Raw genomic sequence first — 20,549 nt, forward strand, 5'->3', positions numbered from 1 at the left:
CGACGCTCTCGCGTGTCCACCCTCCCGGCCCGATTGTGGCTTAGCATCCGCGGAACGAGTCAATGAGTCTTTCGAGAATTGCCGGCGCACCGGTCAGCCAGACCGGCAATTCGCCACCCGACTCCGCATCGCGGAACGAACCGCAACGAGAATCGTCCACGAGCCGTCTGACACGGACGGATGGGCTGCTCACCGTACTCAAAGATGGACAGGCGGCGCCGAATCGGGGCGTGGAAGGCGGGCAGAGGATGCGGGCCAACGTGCCCTCAGCCGGCACGTCAAGTGCCGCCGCATCGACCGCGCAGGTCCGCCGCGGCGCGAACGGCACGCTCGTCCTCGCGCGAACGCCGAGCCCGGCCGGCGATATCGAACCCCGTGCGGCCGAAGGCGCCGCATCGCGCGGCACGCTCCGGTTGGGAAACAATGCCCAATCCGCCGATACGGATGCGCCTGCCCGCTCCCAATCGAACCGGTCGCAGCTCGATATTCGCGCGCGCGCGTCGCTCGCTTCGCCTCAACCGGCGCCAGCTTCGATCGATGCGCGCGGACGAGATGCCGATGACGCGAGATTCGACGGCACCGATACGCGCTCGAACAAAGCCATCATCGACGCCTACCGCAGCGGCAAGCGCTCGGCGCTCGAGGTGCAAAAGGTCACGGCATCGCTACTCAAGCGCGGCGGCAGCTTCGCCACGACGATGCGCCTTTTCACGGCCGTCAAGGATGCGGGCATCCGTCCGAGCCTCATCACCTATAACGCGGTCATATCGGCCTGCGGCAAGGCGGGGCGCTCCGACGAAGCCCTCGCGCTGATCGCCGAGCTCGACGAGCTCGGCAAGCACGATCCGTCCATGCGGATGGATCTGTTCACCTATAACGCGGCGATTTCGGCTTGCGGCAACGCGGGGCAGCCCGACAAGGCGCTCGCCCTGCTCAATGAGTTGAAGCAACGCGCCGAAGCCAATCCGGCGCTACGCCCGAGCATCGTCAGCTACGGTGCCGCGATTTCCGCTTGTGCGAAAGCGGGCCGCGCGCGCGAAGCACTGGCGCTGTTGCACGAACTGGAACGCCTCGGTGAAAGAGACCCGGCGATGCGCCCCAACGAAATCGTCTTCAACGCGGCGATCTCCGCATGCGCCAACGCAGGACGGGCAGACGAAGCGCTGGCTTTGCTGGACGAAGTGAAGACCCGTGCGGCGCGCGGCGAGCCTGTCCGGCTCAATGCGATCACTTACAACTCCGCGATCTGCGCATGCGGCAATGCGGGGCGCGCGGATGACGCGCTTCGGCTCCTCGACGAACTCGAGCGCTTTGCACGCGCGAATCCGTCGATACGTGTCGATCCCATTACCTACAACTCGGCCATCTCCGCGTGCGGAAACGGCGGCCGGCCGCGGCAAGCGCTCGCGCTGCTCGACAAGCTCAAACGTCTGGGCGAGCGCGATTCGTCGATGCGGCCGACGGTGACGAGCTACAACGCCGCCATCTCCGCCTGCGAAAACGCCGGCCTGGCCGATGAAGCGTTGACGTTGCTTGCAGAATTGAAGCGCCTGCCGATCCAGCCGAATGTCGTCAGTTACAGTGCGGCGATTTCCGCATGCGAGAAGGCGGGCCGCGCCGACGATGCGCTCGCGCTGCTCGACGAACTCAAGGTGCGCGCCCAGCGCGATCCATCGATGCGCCCTTCGGTGGTCACCTATAGCGCCGCCATTGCAGCCTGTGCGAAGGCGGGGCGCGCCGACGATGCGCTCGCGCTGTTCGACGAACTCAAGGCGCTCGGGCGGCATGATTCTTCCATGAATCCGAATGTCGTCACCTACAGCGCGGCTATTGCCGCTTGCGGCAAAGCGGGCCTCGTGGATCGTGCAACGGCCTTGCTGGCCGAACTGAACGATATCGCCGCGCGCGACCCGTCGATCCGGCCGGACATCGTGGCATACAACGCGGCGATCGTGGCCTGCGCGAAAGGCGGCCGTCCCGAGCAAGCGCATGCGCTACTGGCGAACGCGCGGCACCTGGCCGCGAACGGCGCGCCAACGCAGCCCAACGCGACGACTTACAGCGCCGTCATTTCGGCGTATGCGGGCGCCGGCCGCGCCGAGCACGCGCATCGGCTCATCGACGACGCCATCGCGGACGGCGTCTTCACACCGCAGGCCGGGTACGACGCGGCCGCCAATGCGCTCGACTTCCATGAGGATCATGTCTGCGCCAATCCGCCGAGATCCGATCGGCCGCGCGGGATCGCGTCCACGCTCGCCGTTGCCCTGCTGCACTATCACGCCGCCGCCGGCAATCTGGATCGACGCACCACTTATATCGTCGGGCAGCATGGCGACAATGCGGTGAAGCATGCCGTGCTGGCCGAACTGAACCGATACTGGCCCGCCGGCTACGCCGTATCCGCTCGCAATCCCGGCGTGCTGGTCCCCTCGCGGATCGACTTCGCCGGCGGCATCGCGAATTCGCACCTTACGCCGGAGATTGCGGCTCAAGCCTCTTAGCATGGATTCACCGGCGTCACGCCCCGAAAGCGATACGGCGTGCGCAACCCATCAATAGGCGGGAGAGGACTCATCATGTCGGTTATCAATGGTCGCGTCGAGGGTACAGGGCCAGCGTCGTTCAATCATGAAGGCCCGGTCAATCCCAGCTCGCTGCAGAAAACGGAGGCTCTGCTTGCCACGGTGGAAGCGCAACTGCAGAGCATGCTCAGGCAGATGTCACCTACCCAAGCAGGCGGCGACGAAGGGCATCGCGGGGCGCATCACCGGCATTCGCATCCCAACCAGGCGGGCGGCCCGCACAACCCTACGTCGACCAACGATACGGCAACAGCAGGTCTTCAAGCAAGCCAAGGTACGCGAAAGGCTGCGCAAAACTCGAGCTCGAGCGGATCGCTTCCGTCCAGCAAACCTGCATCCGGCACGCCGAGCACCGGCCTCATCCCCGATACCACCAGCGTCGCACAAGCTCAGGCGACGGTTCATCCCAAGTTCATGCCCGTGCTGCGCGGCGACGAAAAGCAAAAGGATGCTCAGATCAAGAATCAGGCTGATTTCGGCCGGGCAGTCGACGAGACGGCCAAGGAGTACGGTCTGGACCCCAACGTATTTCGCGCACAGCTGCAAGTGGAATCCGGCGCATTCAGCCAGGGCTATCAGAAAGCGCTGCATCAGGAGGGCGACCTCGACCGAGCGGCCGACAACAACACCTCGGTCGGTCTGGGGCAAATCTCGCGCAAATATCTCGATGGCCGCGAGTGGGCGAATGGCGGCCCTGGCAATGCACGCGTCGGCAGCCAGGTGGTGACCTTCGATCAGTACAAGGACAGCCCTACGATTCAGTTGCGCATGGCCGCTTCCAATCTCGCCCAGCGCATAGCGGACCACGGTGGCCTGGAGCAAGGCCTCTCGTATTATGTGTCGGGCAATGACAACCCGAACAACCCGAGCGGAGCAAGCTACATCGCCAAGATCGACGCCGCGCTGAAGGATCCTGCCGTTCTCAGTCCTGGCCGATAGCGTGCCGCGGTCAGCCGGCGACTTCCGGCAACCGCTTCGGGGCCCGCGTCCGTTTATTTTCGAACGCGGGCTCCTGCCATACGTCCCGCCCCAACCTGCCTCGGACGAAGTCGATATGCGTCTGCATGGCCGTGCGCGCTTGCTCGGGCTGGCGCGCGCAAATCGCTTCGCACAGCGTCCGGTGCTGCATCAGTAAAAGCTGTGACGCCTCTTCGTCCTCTTGCCGGAGTCCCGTGCCGCTGACTGTGATGTGTTCGCGTAGCAGGCCGATCACGCTCGCGTGCAGATGCAAAAACATGGCATTGTGCGAGGCCGCCGCAATCGCGGCATGAAGACGCGTATCGGCATCGGCCTCCGCGGTCATATCGTTGCTTGCGCGGGCCTTCTCCAGCTCCCGAAGAATTGCTCCAATGCGCTCGCGGTCGTCGGCTGTCCCACGCAAGGCCGCGAAGTACGCAGTCGCGCCTTCCAGTACGCGTCGGAACTCCAGAATGTCATCGCGCAATACAGGGTGATCGGCAACCAGTTGCCCCCACGGAGACGACGCAATCCCCGTGCGCAGCCTGTCGGTCACGAATACGCCGGCGCCACGGCGGCTGACGAGCAACCCGCGCGCGGCAAGCCGCTGGATCGCCTCGCGAATCGTGTTGCGCGCGACACCATACTCGGCCGCCAGCGTCCGCTCGGCCGGCAAACGCGAGCCCGCGGCCCACGTTCCGTCGAGCATCGACGTCTCCAGCCTGCGCATGACCGCCACCACGCGGCCTTGATCGTTCGTCGTCATATCGATGTCCGCCTCGTCACCGACGGTCCGGCTCCCACGGGTGGTCCAACCAATTTGAGCCGGCGCGCAAATGCGGGAATTATGCACCCACCGCCGTCACGCCCGCTCACGACAGAAGCAGGGACCCCATGGAGAGCAGCAATGCAGGAAAGACACTATCCCAGCGATCGGCCGCGCCACGTTTATCTGTTCGCGACCTGCCTCGTCGACCTGTTCGTTCCGCACGCGGGCCTCGACGCCGTCCGGCTGCTCGAACGGGAGGGCGTGACAGTGCATTTTCCGCGCGGCCAAAGCTGCTGCGGACAACCCGCCTATAGCAGCGGCAACCCCGAACAAGCCCGTACCGTCGCACGCGCACAGCTGTGTCTCTTCGATCAGCCGTGGCCCGTCGTCGTACCGTCCGGCTCGTGCGCGGGCATGATGCGCCATCATTGGCCCGATCTTTTTTCCGACGATCCGGCAACGCATCGCCGGGCGAGCGATGTCGCCTCGCGAATCTACGAACTCGGCGAGTTCCTGCTGCATGTATTGAAGGTCGATTACGCTGCCACACCGGCGAGCGGTGCCACGAACCCCGAGCGCATCGTGCTTCATACATCGTGCGCGGCGCGCCGTGAAATGGGTACGCGAGCGCACGGCGTCGCGCTCGTCGACACGTTGCCGGGCGTCGCGCGAATCGAGCATGAGCGCGAATCCGAGTGCTGCGGATTCGGCGGAACGTTCTCGCTGAAGCAACCCGATATCTCCGGTGCGATGGTGCGCGACAAGGTCGCGTCGGCCTGTGCGACGGGCTGCGATACCCTGGTTTCGGCCGATTGCGGATGTCTGCTCAACATCGGGCACGCCGCGGCACACGAGCACGCACCGCTTGCCGTCGAGCACCTCGCGAGTTTCCTGTGGCGCCGCACGGGCGGTCAGGCGTCCACTTCTTGCGGCAAGAATGGCGGTTCGCAACCAACGGGACATTCCACGCAAGCGACACCACCGAAAGAAAAGGCATCGGCATGAGCACGCTCAGCGCACGCGATCGAATCCTCGGCAAGCTGCGCACGGCGCGCGGCGAAGCGCGCACCAGCGTCAACGCCATCGATCGCGCAATCGATATGCACTATGCGGCGCGCCATGCGTCGAGGTCGAGGTCGAGGTCGATGTCGGTGTCCGAACGCGTGACCGCGATGCGCGATGCGTTGATCGCGGCTCATGCGGAAGTCATCTGCGCAGGCTCTGCTTCATGGCCGGCGCGACTCGCCGATCGGCTCGCGGAGACGGGCGTGCGCCGTTTGCTGATCGATCCCGAAACCCCGGAAGGCGCCGCGCTGACGAAAACGCTGCCCGCGTCCATCGAGACCGTAGCGTTCAATGCCGAAATAGAAGCATGGAAGCGCGAGCTCTTCGACACGATCGACGCGGGGTTCACGGTCGCACGATCGGGCATCGCCGCGACAGGAACGCTGATACTCGAGCCCGATCGAGGCTCGCCGCGCACCATGTCGCTCGTCCCGCCGTTGCATATCGCGCTCGTGCGTGCCGGTTCATTGCACGCGGATCTGCACTCGGCTGCAAAAACGGAACGCTGGAGCGCCGGCATGCCGACCAATCTCGTGCTGATTTCGGGGCCTTCCAAGACATCCGATATCCAGCAAACCCTGGCGTACGGCGCGCATGGTCCGCGCTGGCTGTGGGTCGTGATCGTGACCGACGCGGCCGAAACCGAAGGAGCCGCCCGATGAGCAGCACGCCCTTGCATTTCGTTGCGCCGGCCGATTTCAAGGCACGCGCCCGTGCGGCGCTGGACGACGACGCGTTGCGCAAGAGCTTTCGCGGCGCGATGGATTTTCTTCAAGCCAGACGCAGCGTGCAGTTTCCCGACCCGGACGAGCTCGAAGCATTGCGCGACCTTGGCGAATCCGTGCGGCAGCATGCGCTGGCGCGCCTGCCCGAGTTGCTCGTCGAGCTCGAAACACGCCTGGGCGCAGCCGGGGTTCATGTGCATTGGGCCGAGACCGCGGACGAAGCCAATCGCATCATTCACCGCATCGCGGCAGCCAGCGGCGCACGCAAGGTCATCAAGGGCAAATCGATGGCAAGCGAGGAGATGGAACTGAACCATTACCTCGGCGCGCGCGGCATCGAGTGCCTCGAATCGGACATGGGCGAATACATCGTCCAGATCGCTGGCGAAAAACCGTCGCACATCGTCATGCCGGCGATACACAAGACGCGTGGCCAGATCGGCAAGCTTTTCGAAGCGCATATTCCCGACACGTCCTACACCGAGGATGTCGACGAACTCATTCAGACAGGCCGGCGCGCATTGCGTCGCGCCTTCGCCGAGGCCGATATCGGCATTTCAGGCGTCAATTTCGCGGCGGCCGATACGGGCACGCTCTGGCTCGTCGAAAACGAAGGCAATGGCCGCTTGTCGACCAGCGTGCCGGCGATACACATCGCCATCATGGGAATCGAGAAAGTCGTGGCGAAGCTCGAGCACATCGTGCCGCTTTCGAGTCTCTTGACGCGCTCGGCCACCGGCCAGCCGATCACAACGTACTTCAATCTGATTTCGAGCCCGCGCCGGGAAGGCGAGCTCGACGGTCCGGGCGAAATGCACCTCGTGCTGCTCGACAACGGGCGCACTCAAGCCTATGCGGACGAGTCGCTGCGCGCCACGCTGCAATGCATTCGCTGCGGCGCCTGCATGAATCATTGTCCGGTCTATACGCGCATTGGCGGCCATGCATACGGAACGACCTATCCGGGCCCCATCGGCAAAATCATCTCGCCGCATCTGCTCGGACTCGATGCCACGGCCGATTTGCCGACCGCATCCACTCTATGCGGCGCGTGCGGCGATGTCTGCCCGGTGCGCATTCCGATTCCCAAGCTGCTGATCAGGCTACGCACCGAAGCGAACCGCGCACCGGACGAAGCCGTCGCGCATCCGCTGCGCGGACAAGGGGCACGCTACAGCCGTCGCGAACATATCGTATGGCGGTTCTGGAGCGGCGCCTTCTCGGACCCGCGCGCCTATCGCCTGTTCCGCTGGGCCGCCACGAGATTGCGTGCGCTGACGCCGAAGCAGCAACTGGGATGGACACACCATCGCGTGCCGCTCAAGCCCGCGGCGCGCAGCTTGGCAGACCTGCTGCGCGAGCGCGGCCAGCCCGAATGACCCCGGGCAACCGCGGGCTCGCGCGGGGCCGACCTACGAGGCGAATTCCTCCGCGGGCCGAAACGGCAGGCCCAGCGCCTTGGCGACCGCCTTGTGCGTGACATGGCCCTGGCAGACATTGAGTCCGGCGCGCAGATGCGGATTGTCCGCCAGCGCCCGCTTCCATCCTTTGTCCGCCAATGCGATGGCGTGCGCGATCGTGGCGTTGTTCAGCGCGAATGTCGAGGTTCGCGCAACGGCACCCGGCATATTGGCAACGCAGTAGTGCACCACGCCATCGACCACGTAGGTAGGCTGCGCATGCGTTGTGGCGTGCGAGGTTTCGAAACACCCGCCCTGATCGATGGCCACATCCACTACCACGGCACCTTTGCGCATCTTCGAAATCATCTCGCGCGTGACGAGGCGCGGTGCAGCCGCGCCGGGAATCAGCACGGCGCCGATGACGGCATCCGCCGCCGCCGCCGATGCTTCGATCGCATGGGCGCTCGAATGCAGCGTCGTAATGCGATTGCCGAAGGTGAGATCGAGATGGCGCAGCCGGTCGACGTCGCGATCGATGACCGTCACGCGCGCGCCCATGCCTACCGCCATTTGCAGCGCGTTGGTCCCCACCACGCCGGCGCCGAGGATGACGACATGCGCCGCGGCCACGCCCGGCACGCCGGCCAGCAGCAGCCCCATCCCGCCACGCGGTATCTCCAGATGCGCGGCGGCCACCTGGATCGACATCCGCCCTGCCACTTCGCTCATCGGCGCAAGCAGTGGCAAGCCGCCGCCGGGGCCCGTGATCGTCTCGTACGCGATACAGACAGCGCCCGATTCGATGAGGCCAGCCGCCTGCCGAGGATCGGGCGCGAGATGGAGGTAGGTGTACAGGATCTGCCCCGGCCGCAGCATCGCGATTTCCCCGGGCTGCGGCTCCTTGACTTTGACGATCAGGTCGGCTTGCGAGAAGATTTCTTTTGCAGTGCCGCATAGGGTGGCGCCCGCAGCGACATAGTCTTCGTCCGGTAGCCCGATAACGGAGCCCGCTCCGGCCTCGACCCATACCTGATGACCGCGGCTCGTCAGTTCCCGCGCGCTTGCGGGCGTCAATCCGACGCGCGATTCCTGGCTCTTGATTTCCTTGGGAACGCCGATCAACATAGTCCACCTCCGCCCTTTCACGATAGTGATTCTGGAGTCCGGTGCCGTCCCGCCGGATAAGCGCGACGGCGTGATCGCCATCCTCTCACGAGCCGAGCAGTCCCGCAGCAATATTCACCGAGAGCCCGAGCACGGCCGCGTTGAAGAAGAACGAGAGAATCGATTGCGCGAGCGCCGTGCGCCTCGCCTCGCGCGAACATACGGTCACATCGGATGTCTGCGATGCGACCGCTATCGTGAACGAGAAATACAGAAAGTCCCAGTAATCGTGCTCCGTGTCGTTGTCGGGAAACGTGAGCGACGTCTTGTCCTTCGAGCGATGGTAGTAACGCGCATATTGCAGCGTGAACATGGTGGGGATCAGCAGCCATGCACCCAGCATCGTGACGGCTGTCAGCACGTAATTGACGCTCGCCGCCCGCGCACCGATCCCCTTGGCGGCCGACAGCTCGACGACAATGGCGGCCAGACTCGCGACCGCCGCCCCCGTGACGACGATGAGGACTGCCGTGGCGCCCTCGTCCTCGCGCTCCGCAACGCGCTGGACGTCCTTCGGGCTGGCCTGGGCCATTCTGATCCAGATGAGAATCAGATAAAGCCAGACGCCGCAGTCCCATCCGAACAATGCGCGCTGTATCGGACGCAAGGGCCACGGCGCGATGAGATATGCCGCCAGGCCACAAAGGACGGCAATGAAGATGCGCGGGCGATTGGCGAAGAATCGGGACATCGTCGTTCCTCTGTCTTGGGAAGCCGCATGGAAAAATTCGTCGAATGCGGCAGTTAACCATAGACAGCCCGCGGATGCGACCCGCATTCAGTGAGCGCGTGCGCCCGCCCCCCTCCACGCGCGTTCGAGCAGTTCAGTCAACGCCCCGGCATCCACCTCACGCGGGTTCGCATAGGGATTGGCCGTGGCCTGCGCAACAGCGCGTGCGATCCCATCGTTCGGCATCCCCACATCGCGCAGTGCCATGGGGAGGTGCAGACTCCGTTCGAGTTCGATGAGCGCACGGACCGGATCGTCCGTTTCCATTGCCTGGCCCAGCCGCGCGACGGCATCGGGGACGGCCGGCGCGTTGAATTCGAGCACATAGGGCAATACGATCGTGTGCGTTTCGGCGTGCGGCAGATCGAACAGGCCGCCCAGCGTATGACAGAGCTTGTGGTGCAGTCCCATGGTCGTTGCGCCGAGGCAGCACGAACAGAGCCAGGCGCCATAGAGCAGATCCGCTCTGACGCCGAGATCGTGCGGCGTTGCGGCAATCCGGCCGAGCGCTTTGACGATCGAACGTACGCCTTCTTGCGCCATCAGCGAAACGATCGGATTCGTATCCGGCGCATAAAGCGCCTCGACCGCATGCGCGATCGCATTGAAGGCCGAGAGCGCCGACAACGGCACGGGCAACGAACGCGTCAATTCGACGTCGTAAATGACCACCTCCGGCAACACCTTGGCGGTGCGCTGCGTCGTCTTCACGCCGTCGCGCGTCTCGCCGAGAATCGGCGTCATTTCCGAGCCCGCGTAGGTGGTCGGCATCGCGATCTGCGGAAGGTCGGTGCGCAATGCGATCGCCTTTCCGAGTCCGGTCGTCGAACCACCGCCAATGGAGACGACGCCGTCCGCACCAAGCGATTTCACTGCAGCGAGCGCACGCTCGGTTACCGCGACGGGCGTATGCATGGTCGCGCCGTCGAACACGCCGACGGCCCGGGAGCCGAGCCATTGCGCGGCGCGCTCGGCAAGTTCCGTTCGACCCGGCGTACACAGCACGAGCACGCGCGTGAGCCCGAGGCGCTGCGCTTCCTCGCCGAGCCTGGCCCCGGTGCCGGCGCCGAAAAGGACCCGCGCGGCTTGGGCTTGATAAACGAATGAATCCATTTGTCCTTCGATAAACTCAGTCTTACGTTGAACGACGTTACCGTTGCTCGCCATCGGACCGATTCAGCACGAACGTGAAATCGAGTGTACTGAACGGCACATCCATGGCGGTGCCGTCCGGTGCAATGCCCGGCTCATGTTGCTGCCAGTCCGCGATCAGCGAAGGACGCACGCCAAAGACGGCGTCCGAGTCGAGATATTGGTCGCCCGATCGAAACACATGCGTGATCAGACGATCGTAGCCCGGGGCTTCGATCATGAAATGCAGGTGCGCGGGGCGCCACGGATGGCGCCCGAGCGCTTCAAGCATGCGCCCGACCGGGCCATCGTAGGGGATGGGATAGGACTCCGCCCTGACAGATCGGAAATGAAACGAGCCGTCAGGCAAACTCCTGAGCCTGCCTCGCGCATGCGCTTCCTCCTGACCTCGGTACTGCACGTCGTAAAAACCGTCGGAATCGGCCTGCCAGACATCGATGAGCGCGCCTGCGACGGGCGTGCCGTCAAGCGCGGTCACGCGACCCGATACGAAGCAGGGCTCGCCTTTCGCGCCATTTGCCATGTCCTCGCCGCACTGGTACTCGGGAGCATGCTCGACGAAGAACGGTCCGAAGACGGTGGATTCGGTACACCCCCGCGGCTTGCGATTGTTCATCGCGGTGACGAGCATCGACAGCCCGAGCGTGTCCGAGAGCAGGATGAACTCCTGACGTTTGTCGTCAGTCGTCTTGCCGACCTCGGTCAGAAACCGGATACCCTCGAACCATTCGTCTTCGGTCAAGCCGACCTCTCGCACGAACCCGTGAAGGTGCCGCACGAGGCTGGTCATGATCTGCTTCAGGCGGGGATTGTCCGCGTCGGCATGACGCGCCACCACGATTTCCGTCAGCGTGTTTTCATCGACATCGAGCATGGGTGCCTCCTCCGCGGTTGTCTCGAGCGTTTCGCCCGACAACCAATATAGTCCTTCAAAACTTATGACGAATGCCGACTCGCAACCCCATTTGGCGCTGGGTTGCCGAAGCGGTAAAGCCGCTGATCGAGGCCACGGCCGGCTGCGCCAGCGAATCGCGTCCCGTTGCGCGTTGCAACGCGAGCAACCCATAGACATCGGTGCGTTTCGACAGCAAATAGTCAGCGACTAAATTGAGCTGCATATACTTCGCACCGCCGTCGCCATCGACAGAATTGCGCCGCGTGTAATCGAAGGCCGTTCCCAACATCAACGCCGGCCCGAACGTATGGCGCACGCCGACTTCGACACTCGTGAAGGCGGCATTGCCCGAGTAATGGAACGGGTTCGGTCCGGACGCGGAGCCCAGACCGTCGAAACGCGTCTGTGTCGCGACCGCATTGACCGTCGTCGAACCGAACGTATAGGCCGCGCCGAGGCCCATGATTTCCAGCGTACTGGCCGATGCGTAGCCCGCAATGGCCGGCGATGCCTGCGGCGCTGTCGCCGAACCGGGCGAGCCGAGATTGTCGGCGCTCGCCAACCCTTTGTTCGGCGTATTGCCATAAAAGGAAACGTTCGGGTTGCGCGCGTTCAAATAACCCGCGCCCGCCGAGATCGGGCCGCCGTCGTAGCGCACGCCGAGCGACCATATCTGGTTGCGCCCCTGGCTGCCGGCGACGCCGCCGAAGCTGTACAGCGCAGTGGCTTTGACGCCATGAAACGATGGCGACGTGTACTTGATCGCATTGTTGATGCGGTTCGTGTTGGCGAGATTGTCGATATCGCCGACATGCGACGACATATACCCGGCAAAGTAAGGCGCCGAGAACGTCTGGACCGAATCGACGACCGAATCGTATTGGCGCCCGGCGCTGACCGTGCCCCACCGCGTCGATGAAAGCCCCACGTAGGCCTGGCGCCCGAACTCCGCGCCGCCTTGCGCCAGCGTGCCGTTGTTGACCATGAAGCCGTTTTCGAGGACGAACAACGCATTCAATCCGCCGCCGAGGTCTTCCGATCCCCGCAAACCCCAACGGCTTCCCGACATGCCGGTGGCGTGCGCGTCCGTCATCGCAATCTGGCTCGCGCCGTTCAAGTGACCGCCGGTTTTGCCCGTCTGGGCATTGTTCTGGTAGCTCACCCCCACATCGACGATGCCGTAAAGCACTACGCTGCTTTGGGCATGCGCCGCGACGGCGGCAACGGCAATGGCACCGCCGGACAAGATCTTCTTCATGACTGCGTCTCCGTTAGTAATCCTAATTAATAGTTCTGGTCGAACCCCGTGGCTCTGCCGCGATACGTCTATCCGTGCGCGATATTGACCGTGGTTGGCTCGGCTGCACCGGCATCGTTCGGACCGAGCCCGGTCGTTTTCGTCGCGGCCAGTACGCTCGCGGCCGCTCCGGCGGCAGCCATGCAGATCGCGGCCAGCATGGCGCCCGAGCCACCGAATACCTGTTGCAATGCGCCGCCGATGAAGGGCCCCAGAATCGCCCCCAGCCGCCCGACCGCCAGTTCCATTCCGACCGCCGTTGCGCGCATGCGCGTCTCGTACGATGCGGCCGTGAAGTTATTGAGCACGAATTGCCCGCCGATGATGCAGAAGCCCGCCATGGCGCTGCAAACGAGGTTGACCCAGTGCGAGTGGAAAAGGATCAGCACCAGCACCGATGCCGCGCCGCCGAGCGACCACGCGCACAGCCAATAGCGCGGATGCTGAAAGCGATCGACGAGGTGCCCGCAAACCAGTGCGCCGACAAACGACGTGATTTGCATCGACGCCCCGAATGCGAAGCTCGCACCGAAGCTTTCGCCGCGCGCCTGCATCAGTGTCGGAATCCATCCGGACAGTCCGAAAATACAAAAGAGACTCAAAAAGCTCGTCGTCCAGATAGCAATCGACAACTTTCGATAAGGCTTGTCCAGCAGCGCCAGTACCGACGTCCTGGTATCGGTCGCCGGCCGGCCGACGGGATATCGGCTGTAGGCCTCGGCACGCTCCGGCCTGAGTTTGGCGAGGATGGATTTCACCTCGGCATCGTCACCGCGCAGCAGCGCGAACTTCGGCGATTCGGGCAGGTATCGATGCACGAACGGAATCAGCAGCAGCGAAAGCGAGCCGACCCAATAGAGGCCTTGCCAACCGGTATGGGGCGTCACGAGCACGCCGACGATACCCGCGGCCGCTCCACCGCTCGCCCAGCCGAGCGCGACGCCCCACAGGGCGAACGTATTGGCGACGCGACGCGGCGCAAGCTCGTTGATATAGGTGGTGGAAAGCGGCAGCAATACGCCGAGGCCCAGTCCGGTCAGAATGCGCAACGTGCAGAAGTTCGCGAACGAATCGGCGAAGAGCGCGGTCAGAATGGAGAAGACCGTCGTCGTCCAGAGTCCAACGATCAGCGTAATGCGACGCCCGAAACGATCGGCGAGTACGCCGTGCACCGCGGCGCCCACGAGGAACCCGACCAGCCCGCTCGAAACCAGCATGCCCGCCTGTTGCAGCGAAAGCCCCCATGGTCCGCGAACATAATGAATCACATAGGCCGGATTGAAGGTGTCGTAGCCGTCGAACAACGTCAGCAGGGCCAGCACGATGCCGAGCGTCACATGCATTCGGCCGACGGGAGCGCTGGCCAACTCCTCGTGTACGTCGATGGTTGTGTCCTGCATGATGTCTCACTCCATGTAGAGCTATTTTTTCGATATAGGGAACGCGCGGTGCACGAAATCCGTTCTGTAAGCGCCTTTATGTCTCCATCTTGAACAACCTCGCCGCATTGGTCCTGCCGATCTTGATGCGGTCGTTGTCGCTGATCGAAGCGGCATCGAACCATTGCGCGGCATGGTCGATGTTTTCGAACGGCCAGTCCGCCGAGAACAGGATGCGGTCGCAACCGATCTCCAACATCGCATCCACCAGTGTTTGCGTGCGGAAGTTTCCGGATGTCGTCAACCAGAAGTTGGCATGGAAATACTCGGCAATGCGCTTTTTGGCCGGATAGGCAGGCGCTGTCTTGACCCACGCGTTGCGATTGTCGACACGCCACATGCTGTAGGGCAGCCCTTCGCCCAAGTGACCGAGGATGATCTTGAGATCGGGGTAGTCGTCGAAGAGGCCCGATCCCATGAGCCGCAAAGCATGGACGGCCGTCTCCTGACCGAATGCCCAGGTCGGGCCCAGCAGCCATGAATGGCCTTCGTAGATCGATGCATGAGCCGGCAACGGATTGCGCGGGTGAAGATAGAACGGCACATCGAGCGACTGCACCGTTGCCCAGAATGGGCGGAACCGCGGCAGGTCGTAATACAGCACCGCATCGCTGTCCTGCACTTGGGAAAAGCCGTTCACGAGCGCGCCGACGAACCCGAAATCCTTGACGCAACGTTCGAGCTCGCGCGAGGCGAGCTCGGGCGATTGCATCGGCAGCGCTGCAAACCCCCTGAATCGGTCGGGGCGTTTTGCAATCTGTTCCGCCAGAAAATCGTTCGCCCGGCGCGAAAGGTCGTAGGCGGCCTGTCGATCCGGGACGGCCTGCACGGCCGGCGCATTGAGCGACAGGATCATCGTTTCGATACCGTTGCGGTCCATCTCCTCGATGCGCCGCTCTTGAATATCGAGCAATCGATGCCTGAGCTCGACCCAATACGACGGCGGCACGAACCCTGCCGAATCCTGCAGCGTCTCCTCGATCGCGAAGTGTTCCTCCAACGCGATCTTTTTCGTGGCTTTGAATGACATCATGTTGTCCTTTGGTTCGATCAGTACTGCCCTTTGGGTTCGAGGCCGAGCGCCATCTGTCCGTACATGGTGCCCACCGTGTCCCAATTCATGCTGATATGCCGCCCCACGGCATTCGCGTCGCGCCAGGCGCGCTGTACCGGATGCGAGAGATCGAGCCCCTGGCCGCCTGTCGACGCATTCAGCGCCTCGGTCGCGCGAATGGCGAGCGATACGGCAAACGCCTGCCCGAGACGGCTGCGGATCCGCTCTTCGACCGAAACACGCTCGCCGCGCGCGACGGTGGCTTCGCGCTCGCACAGGTCGGCCAGCAATCCCCGTCGCGCGGCTTCGGCACTGGCTGTCGCCTCGGCCACCCGCAACTGGATCGTCGCAAATTCGGCCATGCGATTCTGCGCACCCGCCACGGCGCCGCGCGTGATGCGCCGGGCCGTGCGTTCCAGGTAGTCGTCGAGCGCCCCTTGCGCGGCCCCGACCGCGACGGATGCGAGGCACGAAGGAATCGTGCTCAGCATGGGAATCGAGAAGCCGGGGTGATGGGAATAGAGCGCCGCGCCGGGCGTCTGTCCGCTCGTCGTCTCGGAGAAGAGCAGCACGCGATGGGCGGGCACGAATACGTCGTCGAGCACGAGGGTCTTGCTTCCGGTACCCGCCAACCCTACGACATGCCAGGTATCGTCGATCGTATAGTTCGATGCGGGGACCAGCAAGAAGGCCGGAGCCGGTTTGTCGCGCTCCCCGTTTGCGGGCAACATGGCGGCGCACAGGGACCACTGGGCGCAATCGCATCCGCTCGCGAAGCTCCACCGTCCACTGATCCGATAGCCGCCCTCGGCCGGCTGCGCCTGACATGCGGGCGCATAAGAGCCGCATATCAGCGCATCGGGATCCGCGTCCCAGACGTCGCGTTGCGCCTGCAACGGAAACGACCCGACGAGCCATTGGTGCGCCGCGAGCAGGCCCGCCACCCAAGCCGTCGATGCACACCATTTGGCGAGGTCGACGTTCAAGTCGACCAGCATTGAAAAGTCCCGCTCGAGGCCGCCGAACGCCTTCGGCTTGACGATATCGAAGTAGCGCGCCTCGCGTAGCGCCTCGATGCTCGTCATCGGTACGCGACGGTCGCGCTCCACACTGGGTGCGAGCGATTTGAGCGTGGCGCTCAACGCCGCAATGCGCTCGCGCAGCGTTGCGATCGAGGGCGCGCTTGCCTCGGCTTCGCGCGATGCAGCCGCTGCCGGCTCGTTCTCTACGGCAAACATGACGTTTCCTCCGATGGTCGGACTTCGAATTTCAAATGGGTAATCTGTGAGAAACACGCGCGGTACACGTTGCGCGCGATCAACGCGAGATTCAGCAGTAGGTTGCGTTGCGGTACAGCAGCGGTCGGGCGTCGTCGTGGAGGACGACTTCGTCGGCCATGCCGATGAAGATCGTGTGCGTGCCGTACGGCACCGCCGCGACCTTTTTGCAAAAGATGTTGGCCTGCGCGTTCTCGAGATAATCGAGACCGGCCGCATGCCGAAGCCAGCTTCCCACGAAGAAACGTTCATCGGGCGAGCTCGCGCCGCTGAAGGCCGCCGAGAGTTCCGCCTGATCGTGCTTGAGCACATTGACGCAAAACTCGCGGCCCGACATGAGGATGTCATGCAGGAACGTGGACTGATTCACGCACACGATCATCGATGGCGGATCCATCGACAGCGAGCTGACCGCCGTCATCGTCATGCCGTGACGACGAACGCCGTCAGATGCAGTCACGATCGTGACCGTCGACGCAATCCGGCGCATGGCCGCTCGAAACGAAGGGCCGATCTGCTCCAGCGGAGCGGTTAGGGTTTCCATCATGTCTCCTGTCCCAGGCAAGGCTGAGTTCCGGGCTGCACTGCACCGTGTGGAAATCACTATATTTGCATTTGCAACTGTTGGCAATGAAATTGATGTAGATGGAACTGTTGCTTTGATAGAATTCGTCAATCACTACCGAGGGTGTCGACCGTGTACAAATTGACGGATTCCTTTCCCTATCTGCTCAACAGAGTGGGCGTGCGCATGGGGGAGCTGTTTTCCCGCCGCATTGCGTCGTACGGGGTCACGCTACCGATGTATCGGGTCATGGCCGCGCTGTGGGAGACGCCTGGCCAGCGGCTCAACGATCTGGCCGGCATGACGACGGTCGAACTCTCGACGCTTTCGCGCCTGGTCGGGACCATGGAGAAGATGAAGCTCGTCTCGCGCAGCCGGCTTGAAAACAATGCGCGCACAGTGGCCATCACGCTCACCGATGCGGGCCGCGCGCTCGTCGAGGAACTGATGCCGATCGCTCAGCACTTCGAACAGGTCGCTGTCAGCAAATTGTCACCTTCGGCGCTCAAGGCACTGAAAAAGACGTTGACCGATATATACGTGCTACTCGATACGCTCGAAGAGGAATTGCACGAATCGCTGGACTAAGCGCGCTCGTTGGCACCGCGCGATGTGGCACATGAATTGCGCGATACAGGCGTTCATCGCTGCGAGGTGCGCTATGCAAACCGAAGTCCGTTCGACATCGTGCGAGTGCAGGCTCGGCCGCTGGATCACGGCGATCGTGCTGCTCGTATTGGGCATTCCGCTCGTGGCCGGCGGCGTGAGGCTGCTCACGCTCGGCGGCTCCGCCTATTACCTGATAGGCGGCATTGCACTCGTCATCGTAGCCGTGTTGCTGCTTGCACGGCGCGGGCTCGTCGCCGCATGGCTCTACGCGCTGTTTTTACTCGGCTCGACCATCTGGGCGCTCGCCGAGGTCGGTTTCGACTGGTGGCCTCTCGTGCCGAGACTCTGGATCTGGTGGCTGCTCGGCTTATGGATGCTGACACCGCTGAGCGGCGCCACCGTCACGCGATGGCCGCGCACGCGCCGCCGCGTCACGACGGCTACGGCTACGACTACGACTACGACAGCGTCACCCGATGGCGCGGTGGTAAGAGAAACAGAAACGACGATCGACGATCCTCGCATGGCGAATCTACGTCGCTCAGCATGCCTCGCGCTTGGCGTCGTGGCCGCGCTCACGGCGATCGCCGGCATCGCATCGCTGTTCACGGATCGGCACGATCTGAACGGAACGCTGGCGCTCGATCGCAACGTGCCGCAACCGCCTCCCATGCCGCCCATCGCATCCGGCGACTGGCCGAGCTACGGCCGCAGCCAGTATGGCGACCGCTATTCGCCGCTCACGCAGATCACCCCGAACAACGTCCGGCAGTTGAAGCAGGCTTGGATACTGCATACGGGAGATCAGCGCGGCCCGGGCGATCCCACCGAGACGACCGACGAAAATACGCCGCTCAAAGTCGGCGATACGCTTTTCATTTGCACGCCGCACAGCAAGGTACTGGCGGTCGATGCGGCTACGGGCGCAGTGCGGTGGCGTTTCGATCCGCACATTCAGAGCCCTGTCGGCTTTGCGCATTTCGAGCACATGACGTGCAGGGGCGTTTCGTATTATGACGAGGCTTCGTATTCGTCAGTACCGGCGACCGCTGCCGAATCCACCGCGGCGGCGAGTGCGTTCGCCGAGGCGAATGCGCCGGCGCAAGCGAGCGCGCCCGAGCAGGCGAGCGCACCGGTACAAGGGAGTGCGTCGTCCGAAGCGAGTGCGGCGAGTGCCGCGAGTACGTCGAGCGAAGCGACTGCCGCGAATGCAGCTTCCGAAGCGAGCGCGCCGAGCGTAGCAAGCGCCTCGAGCGAAGCGAGCGCCTCGAGCGAAGCGAGCGCTGCATCCGAGGCGAGCGCAACGACAGCGACGGCTGCGCCCCAAACGTCCGCCAGCGCCACGCCGGCCCATAGCTGTTCCCGCCGAATCTTCCTGCCGACCGCCGATGCCCGCCTGATTGCACTCGATGCCGACACCGGCAAACCCTGCGAGGACTTCGGCAACCATGGCACCGTCGATTTGCGGGCCAACATAGGACCTTTCACCCCGGGCGGGTATTACTCCACTTCGCCGCCGATGGTGACGCGCAACCTCGTCATCATTGGCGGGCACGTGACCGACAACGAGTCGACCAACGAGCCGAGCGGCGTCATGCGCGCGTATGACGTCCACGACGGCCACCTCATTTGGAACTGGGACGCGGGCCGCCCCGACGATACGGCGCCGCTCCCGCCGGGACAGACCTACACACGCAATTCGCCGAACATGTGGGCCGTGGCGAGCGTGGATGAGCGCCTCGGCATGATCTACCTGCCGATGGGCAATCAGACGCCCGATCAATGGGGCGGCAATCGCACACCGCAAGCCGAACGCTTCGGCGCGGGCGTGACGGCGCTCGATCTCGCCACGGGGCACGTGAAATGGGTTTATCAATTCACGCATCACGATCTGTGGGATATGGACGTCGGCGGCCAACCCACGCTGATGGATCTGCAAACGCAAGACGGCGTGAAACCCGCGCTCATCGCTTCGACGAAGCAAGGCAGCATCTATGTGCTCGATCGCCAAACGGGCAAGCCGCTGATCCCGATCACCGAAACACCGGTACCGCAGGGCGCGGCCCCGGGAGATCACACGTCGCCGACGCAGCCCGTCTCGGCGCTCAACTTCAATCCGCCCCGCGTTCGGGAGCGCGACATGTGGGGCGCCACGCCATACGACCAGCTCTGGTGCCGCATCGATTTTCGTTCGCTGCGCTACGACGGCGCATTCACGCCCCCCTCCGAGCAAGGCACGCTCGTGTTCCCCGGCAACTTCGGCGCGTTCGACTGGGGCGGGATTTCCGTCGACCCGGGCAAGCAGATATTGTTTGCGAATCCCAACTACATGGCGTTCATCTCCAAACTGATTCCGCGCGACAAGGTGCCTGCGCTCGAACACCAGCATGGTAGCGAAACGAGCGGGATCAAGATTGCCGCCGGCGACCCGTTTGCGATCGAGCTCAAGCCGTTTCTCTCGCCGCTCGGCATTCCGTGTCAGGCGCCGCCGTGGGGCTACGTCTCCGGGGTCGATCTCACGACCGGCAAGATCGTCTGGCAGCACAAGAACGGCACGATTCGCGACAGTGCCCCCGTGCCGTTGCCGTTCAAGCTCGGCGTGCCGAGTCTCGGCGGGACGATCGTGACGGCCGGCGGCGTTGGATTCCTTTCCGGCACGCTCGACTACTATGTGCGCGCCTACGACCTCGCCACCGGCAAGAAGCTTTGGCAGGCGCGCCTGCCGGCCGGCGGGCAAGCGACACCCATGACTTACGCCGACTCGAAAGGCAAGCAATACGTGCTGGTGACCGCGGGCGGCCATGGCTCGCTCGGCACGCGTACCGGGGATGCGGTGATCGCTTACAGCTTGCCGTGACCGTGA

Annotated in this window: 17 protein-coding genes; 7 read left to right on the forward strand and 10 right to left on the reverse strand. The window is 63.7% G+C overall.

The features are described from left to right. Nucleotides 1–62 precede the first annotated feature (62 nt). Both ACO1XS_RS10590 and ACO1XS_RS10595 read left to right on the forward strand, forming a co-directional pair. Nucleotides 63–2,504, forward strand: a complete 2,442-nt coding sequence (locus ACO1XS_RS10590; RefSeq protein WP_486390639.1) for a hypothetical protein — start codon at nt 63–65, stop codon at nt 2,502–2,504. 75 nt (nt 2,505–2,579) lie between these two features. Continuing rightward, nucleotides 2,580–3,524: a lysozyme family protein gene (locus ACO1XS_RS10595; RefSeq protein WP_486390640.1), complete on the forward strand. Its 945-nt coding sequence runs from the start codon at nt 2,580–2,582 to the stop codon at nt 3,522–3,524. A 10-nt stretch (nt 3,525–3,534) separates the two neighbouring features. Here the strand turns inward: ACO1XS_RS10595 and ACO1XS_RS10600 are convergent, their stop codons facing one another. Continuing rightward, the gene (locus tag ACO1XS_RS10600; RefSeq protein WP_486390641.1) at nt 3,535–4,308 is read right to left on the reverse strand and encodes a FadR/GntR family transcriptional regulator; all 774 of its coding nucleotides are present in this window, start codon (nt 4,306–4,308) and stop codon (nt 3,535–3,537) included. Between the two features lie 141 nt (nt 4,309–4,449). On the opposite strand from ACO1XS_RS10600, the gene ACO1XS_RS10605 reads away from it, so the two are divergent. Genes ACO1XS_RS10605 through ACO1XS_RS10615 form a run of 3 tightly spaced genes read left to right on the forward strand, consistent with a single transcriptional unit; the run spans nt 4,450 to nt 7,480 of the window. Further along, nucleotides 4,450–5,316, forward strand: a complete 867-nt coding sequence (locus ACO1XS_RS10605) for a (Fe-S)-binding protein (RefSeq protein WP_331573029.1) — start codon at nt 4,450–4,452, stop codon at nt 5,314–5,316. Continuing rightward, nucleotides 5,313–6,038 (forward strand): LutC/YkgG family protein, encoded by a 726-nt coding sequence (locus tag ACO1XS_RS10610; protein WP_486390642.1) that lies wholly within the window; start codon nt 5,313–5,315, stop codon nt 6,036–6,038. Before ACO1XS_RS10605 ends, ACO1XS_RS10610 begins: the two co-directional genes overlap by 4 nt. Further along, nucleotides 6,035–7,480: a LutB/LldF family L-lactate oxidation iron-sulfur protein gene (locus ACO1XS_RS10615; protein ID WP_331573033.1), complete on the forward strand. Its 1,446-nt coding sequence runs from the start codon at nt 6,035–6,037 to the stop codon at nt 7,478–7,480. The genes ACO1XS_RS10610 and ACO1XS_RS10615 overlap by 4 nt, the downstream gene beginning before the upstream one ends. A gap of 33 nt (nt 7,481–7,513) precedes the next feature. On the opposite strand, the gene ald is transcribed toward ACO1XS_RS10615, so the two are convergent. The 9 genes from ald to ACO1XS_RS10660 form a co-directional block, all read right to left on the reverse strand. Next, on the reverse strand, nt 7,514–8,629 hold the full coding sequence (ald, locus tag ACO1XS_RS10620) for an alanine dehydrogenase (protein ID WP_486390643.1): 1,116 nt from the start codon (nt 8,627–8,629) through the stop codon (nt 7,514–7,516). 85 nt (nt 8,630–8,714) lie between these two features. After that, a complete protein-coding gene (locus ACO1XS_RS10625) occupies nt 8,715–9,359 on the reverse strand; it encodes a DUF1345 domain-containing protein (RefSeq protein WP_486390644.1) in 645 nt (214 codons plus the stop codon). A gap of 87 nt (nt 9,360–9,446) precedes the next feature. After that, nucleotides 9,447–10,511, reverse strand: coding sequence for a maleylacetate reductase (locus tag ACO1XS_RS10630; protein ID WP_486390645.1), 1,065 nt, complete (start codon nt 10,509–10,511; stop codon nt 9,447–9,449). A 37-nt stretch (nt 10,512–10,548) separates the two neighbouring features. Then, the gene (locus tag ACO1XS_RS10635) at nt 10,549–11,424 is read right to left on the reverse strand and encodes an intradiol ring-cleavage dioxygenase (RefSeq protein ID WP_486390646.1); all 876 of its coding nucleotides are present in this window, start codon (nt 11,422–11,424) and stop codon (nt 10,549–10,551) included. 55 nt (nt 11,425–11,479) lie between these two features. Next, nucleotides 11,480–12,703, reverse strand: coding sequence for a porin (locus tag ACO1XS_RS10640; RefSeq protein WP_331573042.1), 1,224 nt, complete (start codon nt 12,701–12,703; stop codon nt 11,480–11,482). Between the two features lie 68 nt (nt 12,704–12,771). Beyond that, nucleotides 12,772–14,142, reverse strand: coding sequence for an MFS transporter (locus tag ACO1XS_RS10645; protein ID WP_486390647.1), 1,371 nt, complete (start codon nt 14,140–14,142; stop codon nt 12,772–12,774). A gap of 76 nt (nt 14,143–14,218) precedes the next feature. Next, on the reverse strand, nt 14,219–15,211 hold the full coding sequence (locus tag ACO1XS_RS10650) for an amidohydrolase family protein (RefSeq protein ID WP_486390699.1): 993 nt from the start codon (nt 15,209–15,211) through the stop codon (nt 14,219–14,221). A gap of 20 nt (nt 15,212–15,231) precedes the next feature. Further along, the gene (locus ACO1XS_RS10655; RefSeq protein WP_486390648.1) at nt 15,232–16,473 is read right to left on the reverse strand and encodes an acyl-CoA dehydrogenase family protein; all 1,242 of its coding nucleotides are present in this window, start codon (nt 16,471–16,473) and stop codon (nt 15,232–15,234) included. 91 nt (nt 16,474–16,564) lie between these two features. Beyond that, on the reverse strand, nt 16,565–17,059 hold the full coding sequence (locus ACO1XS_RS10660) for a flavin reductase family protein (RefSeq protein WP_486390649.1): 495 nt from the start codon (nt 17,057–17,059) through the stop codon (nt 16,565–16,567). Between the two features lie 150 nt (nt 17,060–17,209). Between ACO1XS_RS10660 and ACO1XS_RS10665 the strand changes: the two genes are divergently transcribed. Then, on the forward strand, nt 17,210–17,665 hold the full coding sequence (locus tag ACO1XS_RS10665; protein ID WP_331573050.1) for a MarR family winged helix-turn-helix transcriptional regulator: 456 nt from the start codon (nt 17,210–17,212) through the stop codon (nt 17,663–17,665). Between the two features lie 73 nt (nt 17,666–17,738). Continuing rightward, nucleotides 17,739–20,543 (forward strand): outer membrane protein assembly factor BamB family protein, encoded by a 2,805-nt coding sequence (locus ACO1XS_RS10670; RefSeq protein WP_486390650.1) that lies wholly within the window; start codon nt 17,739–17,741, stop codon nt 20,541–20,543. Nucleotides 20,544–20,549: the final 6 nt, after the last annotated feature.

The organism is Trinickia sp. (assembly GCF_057351765.1).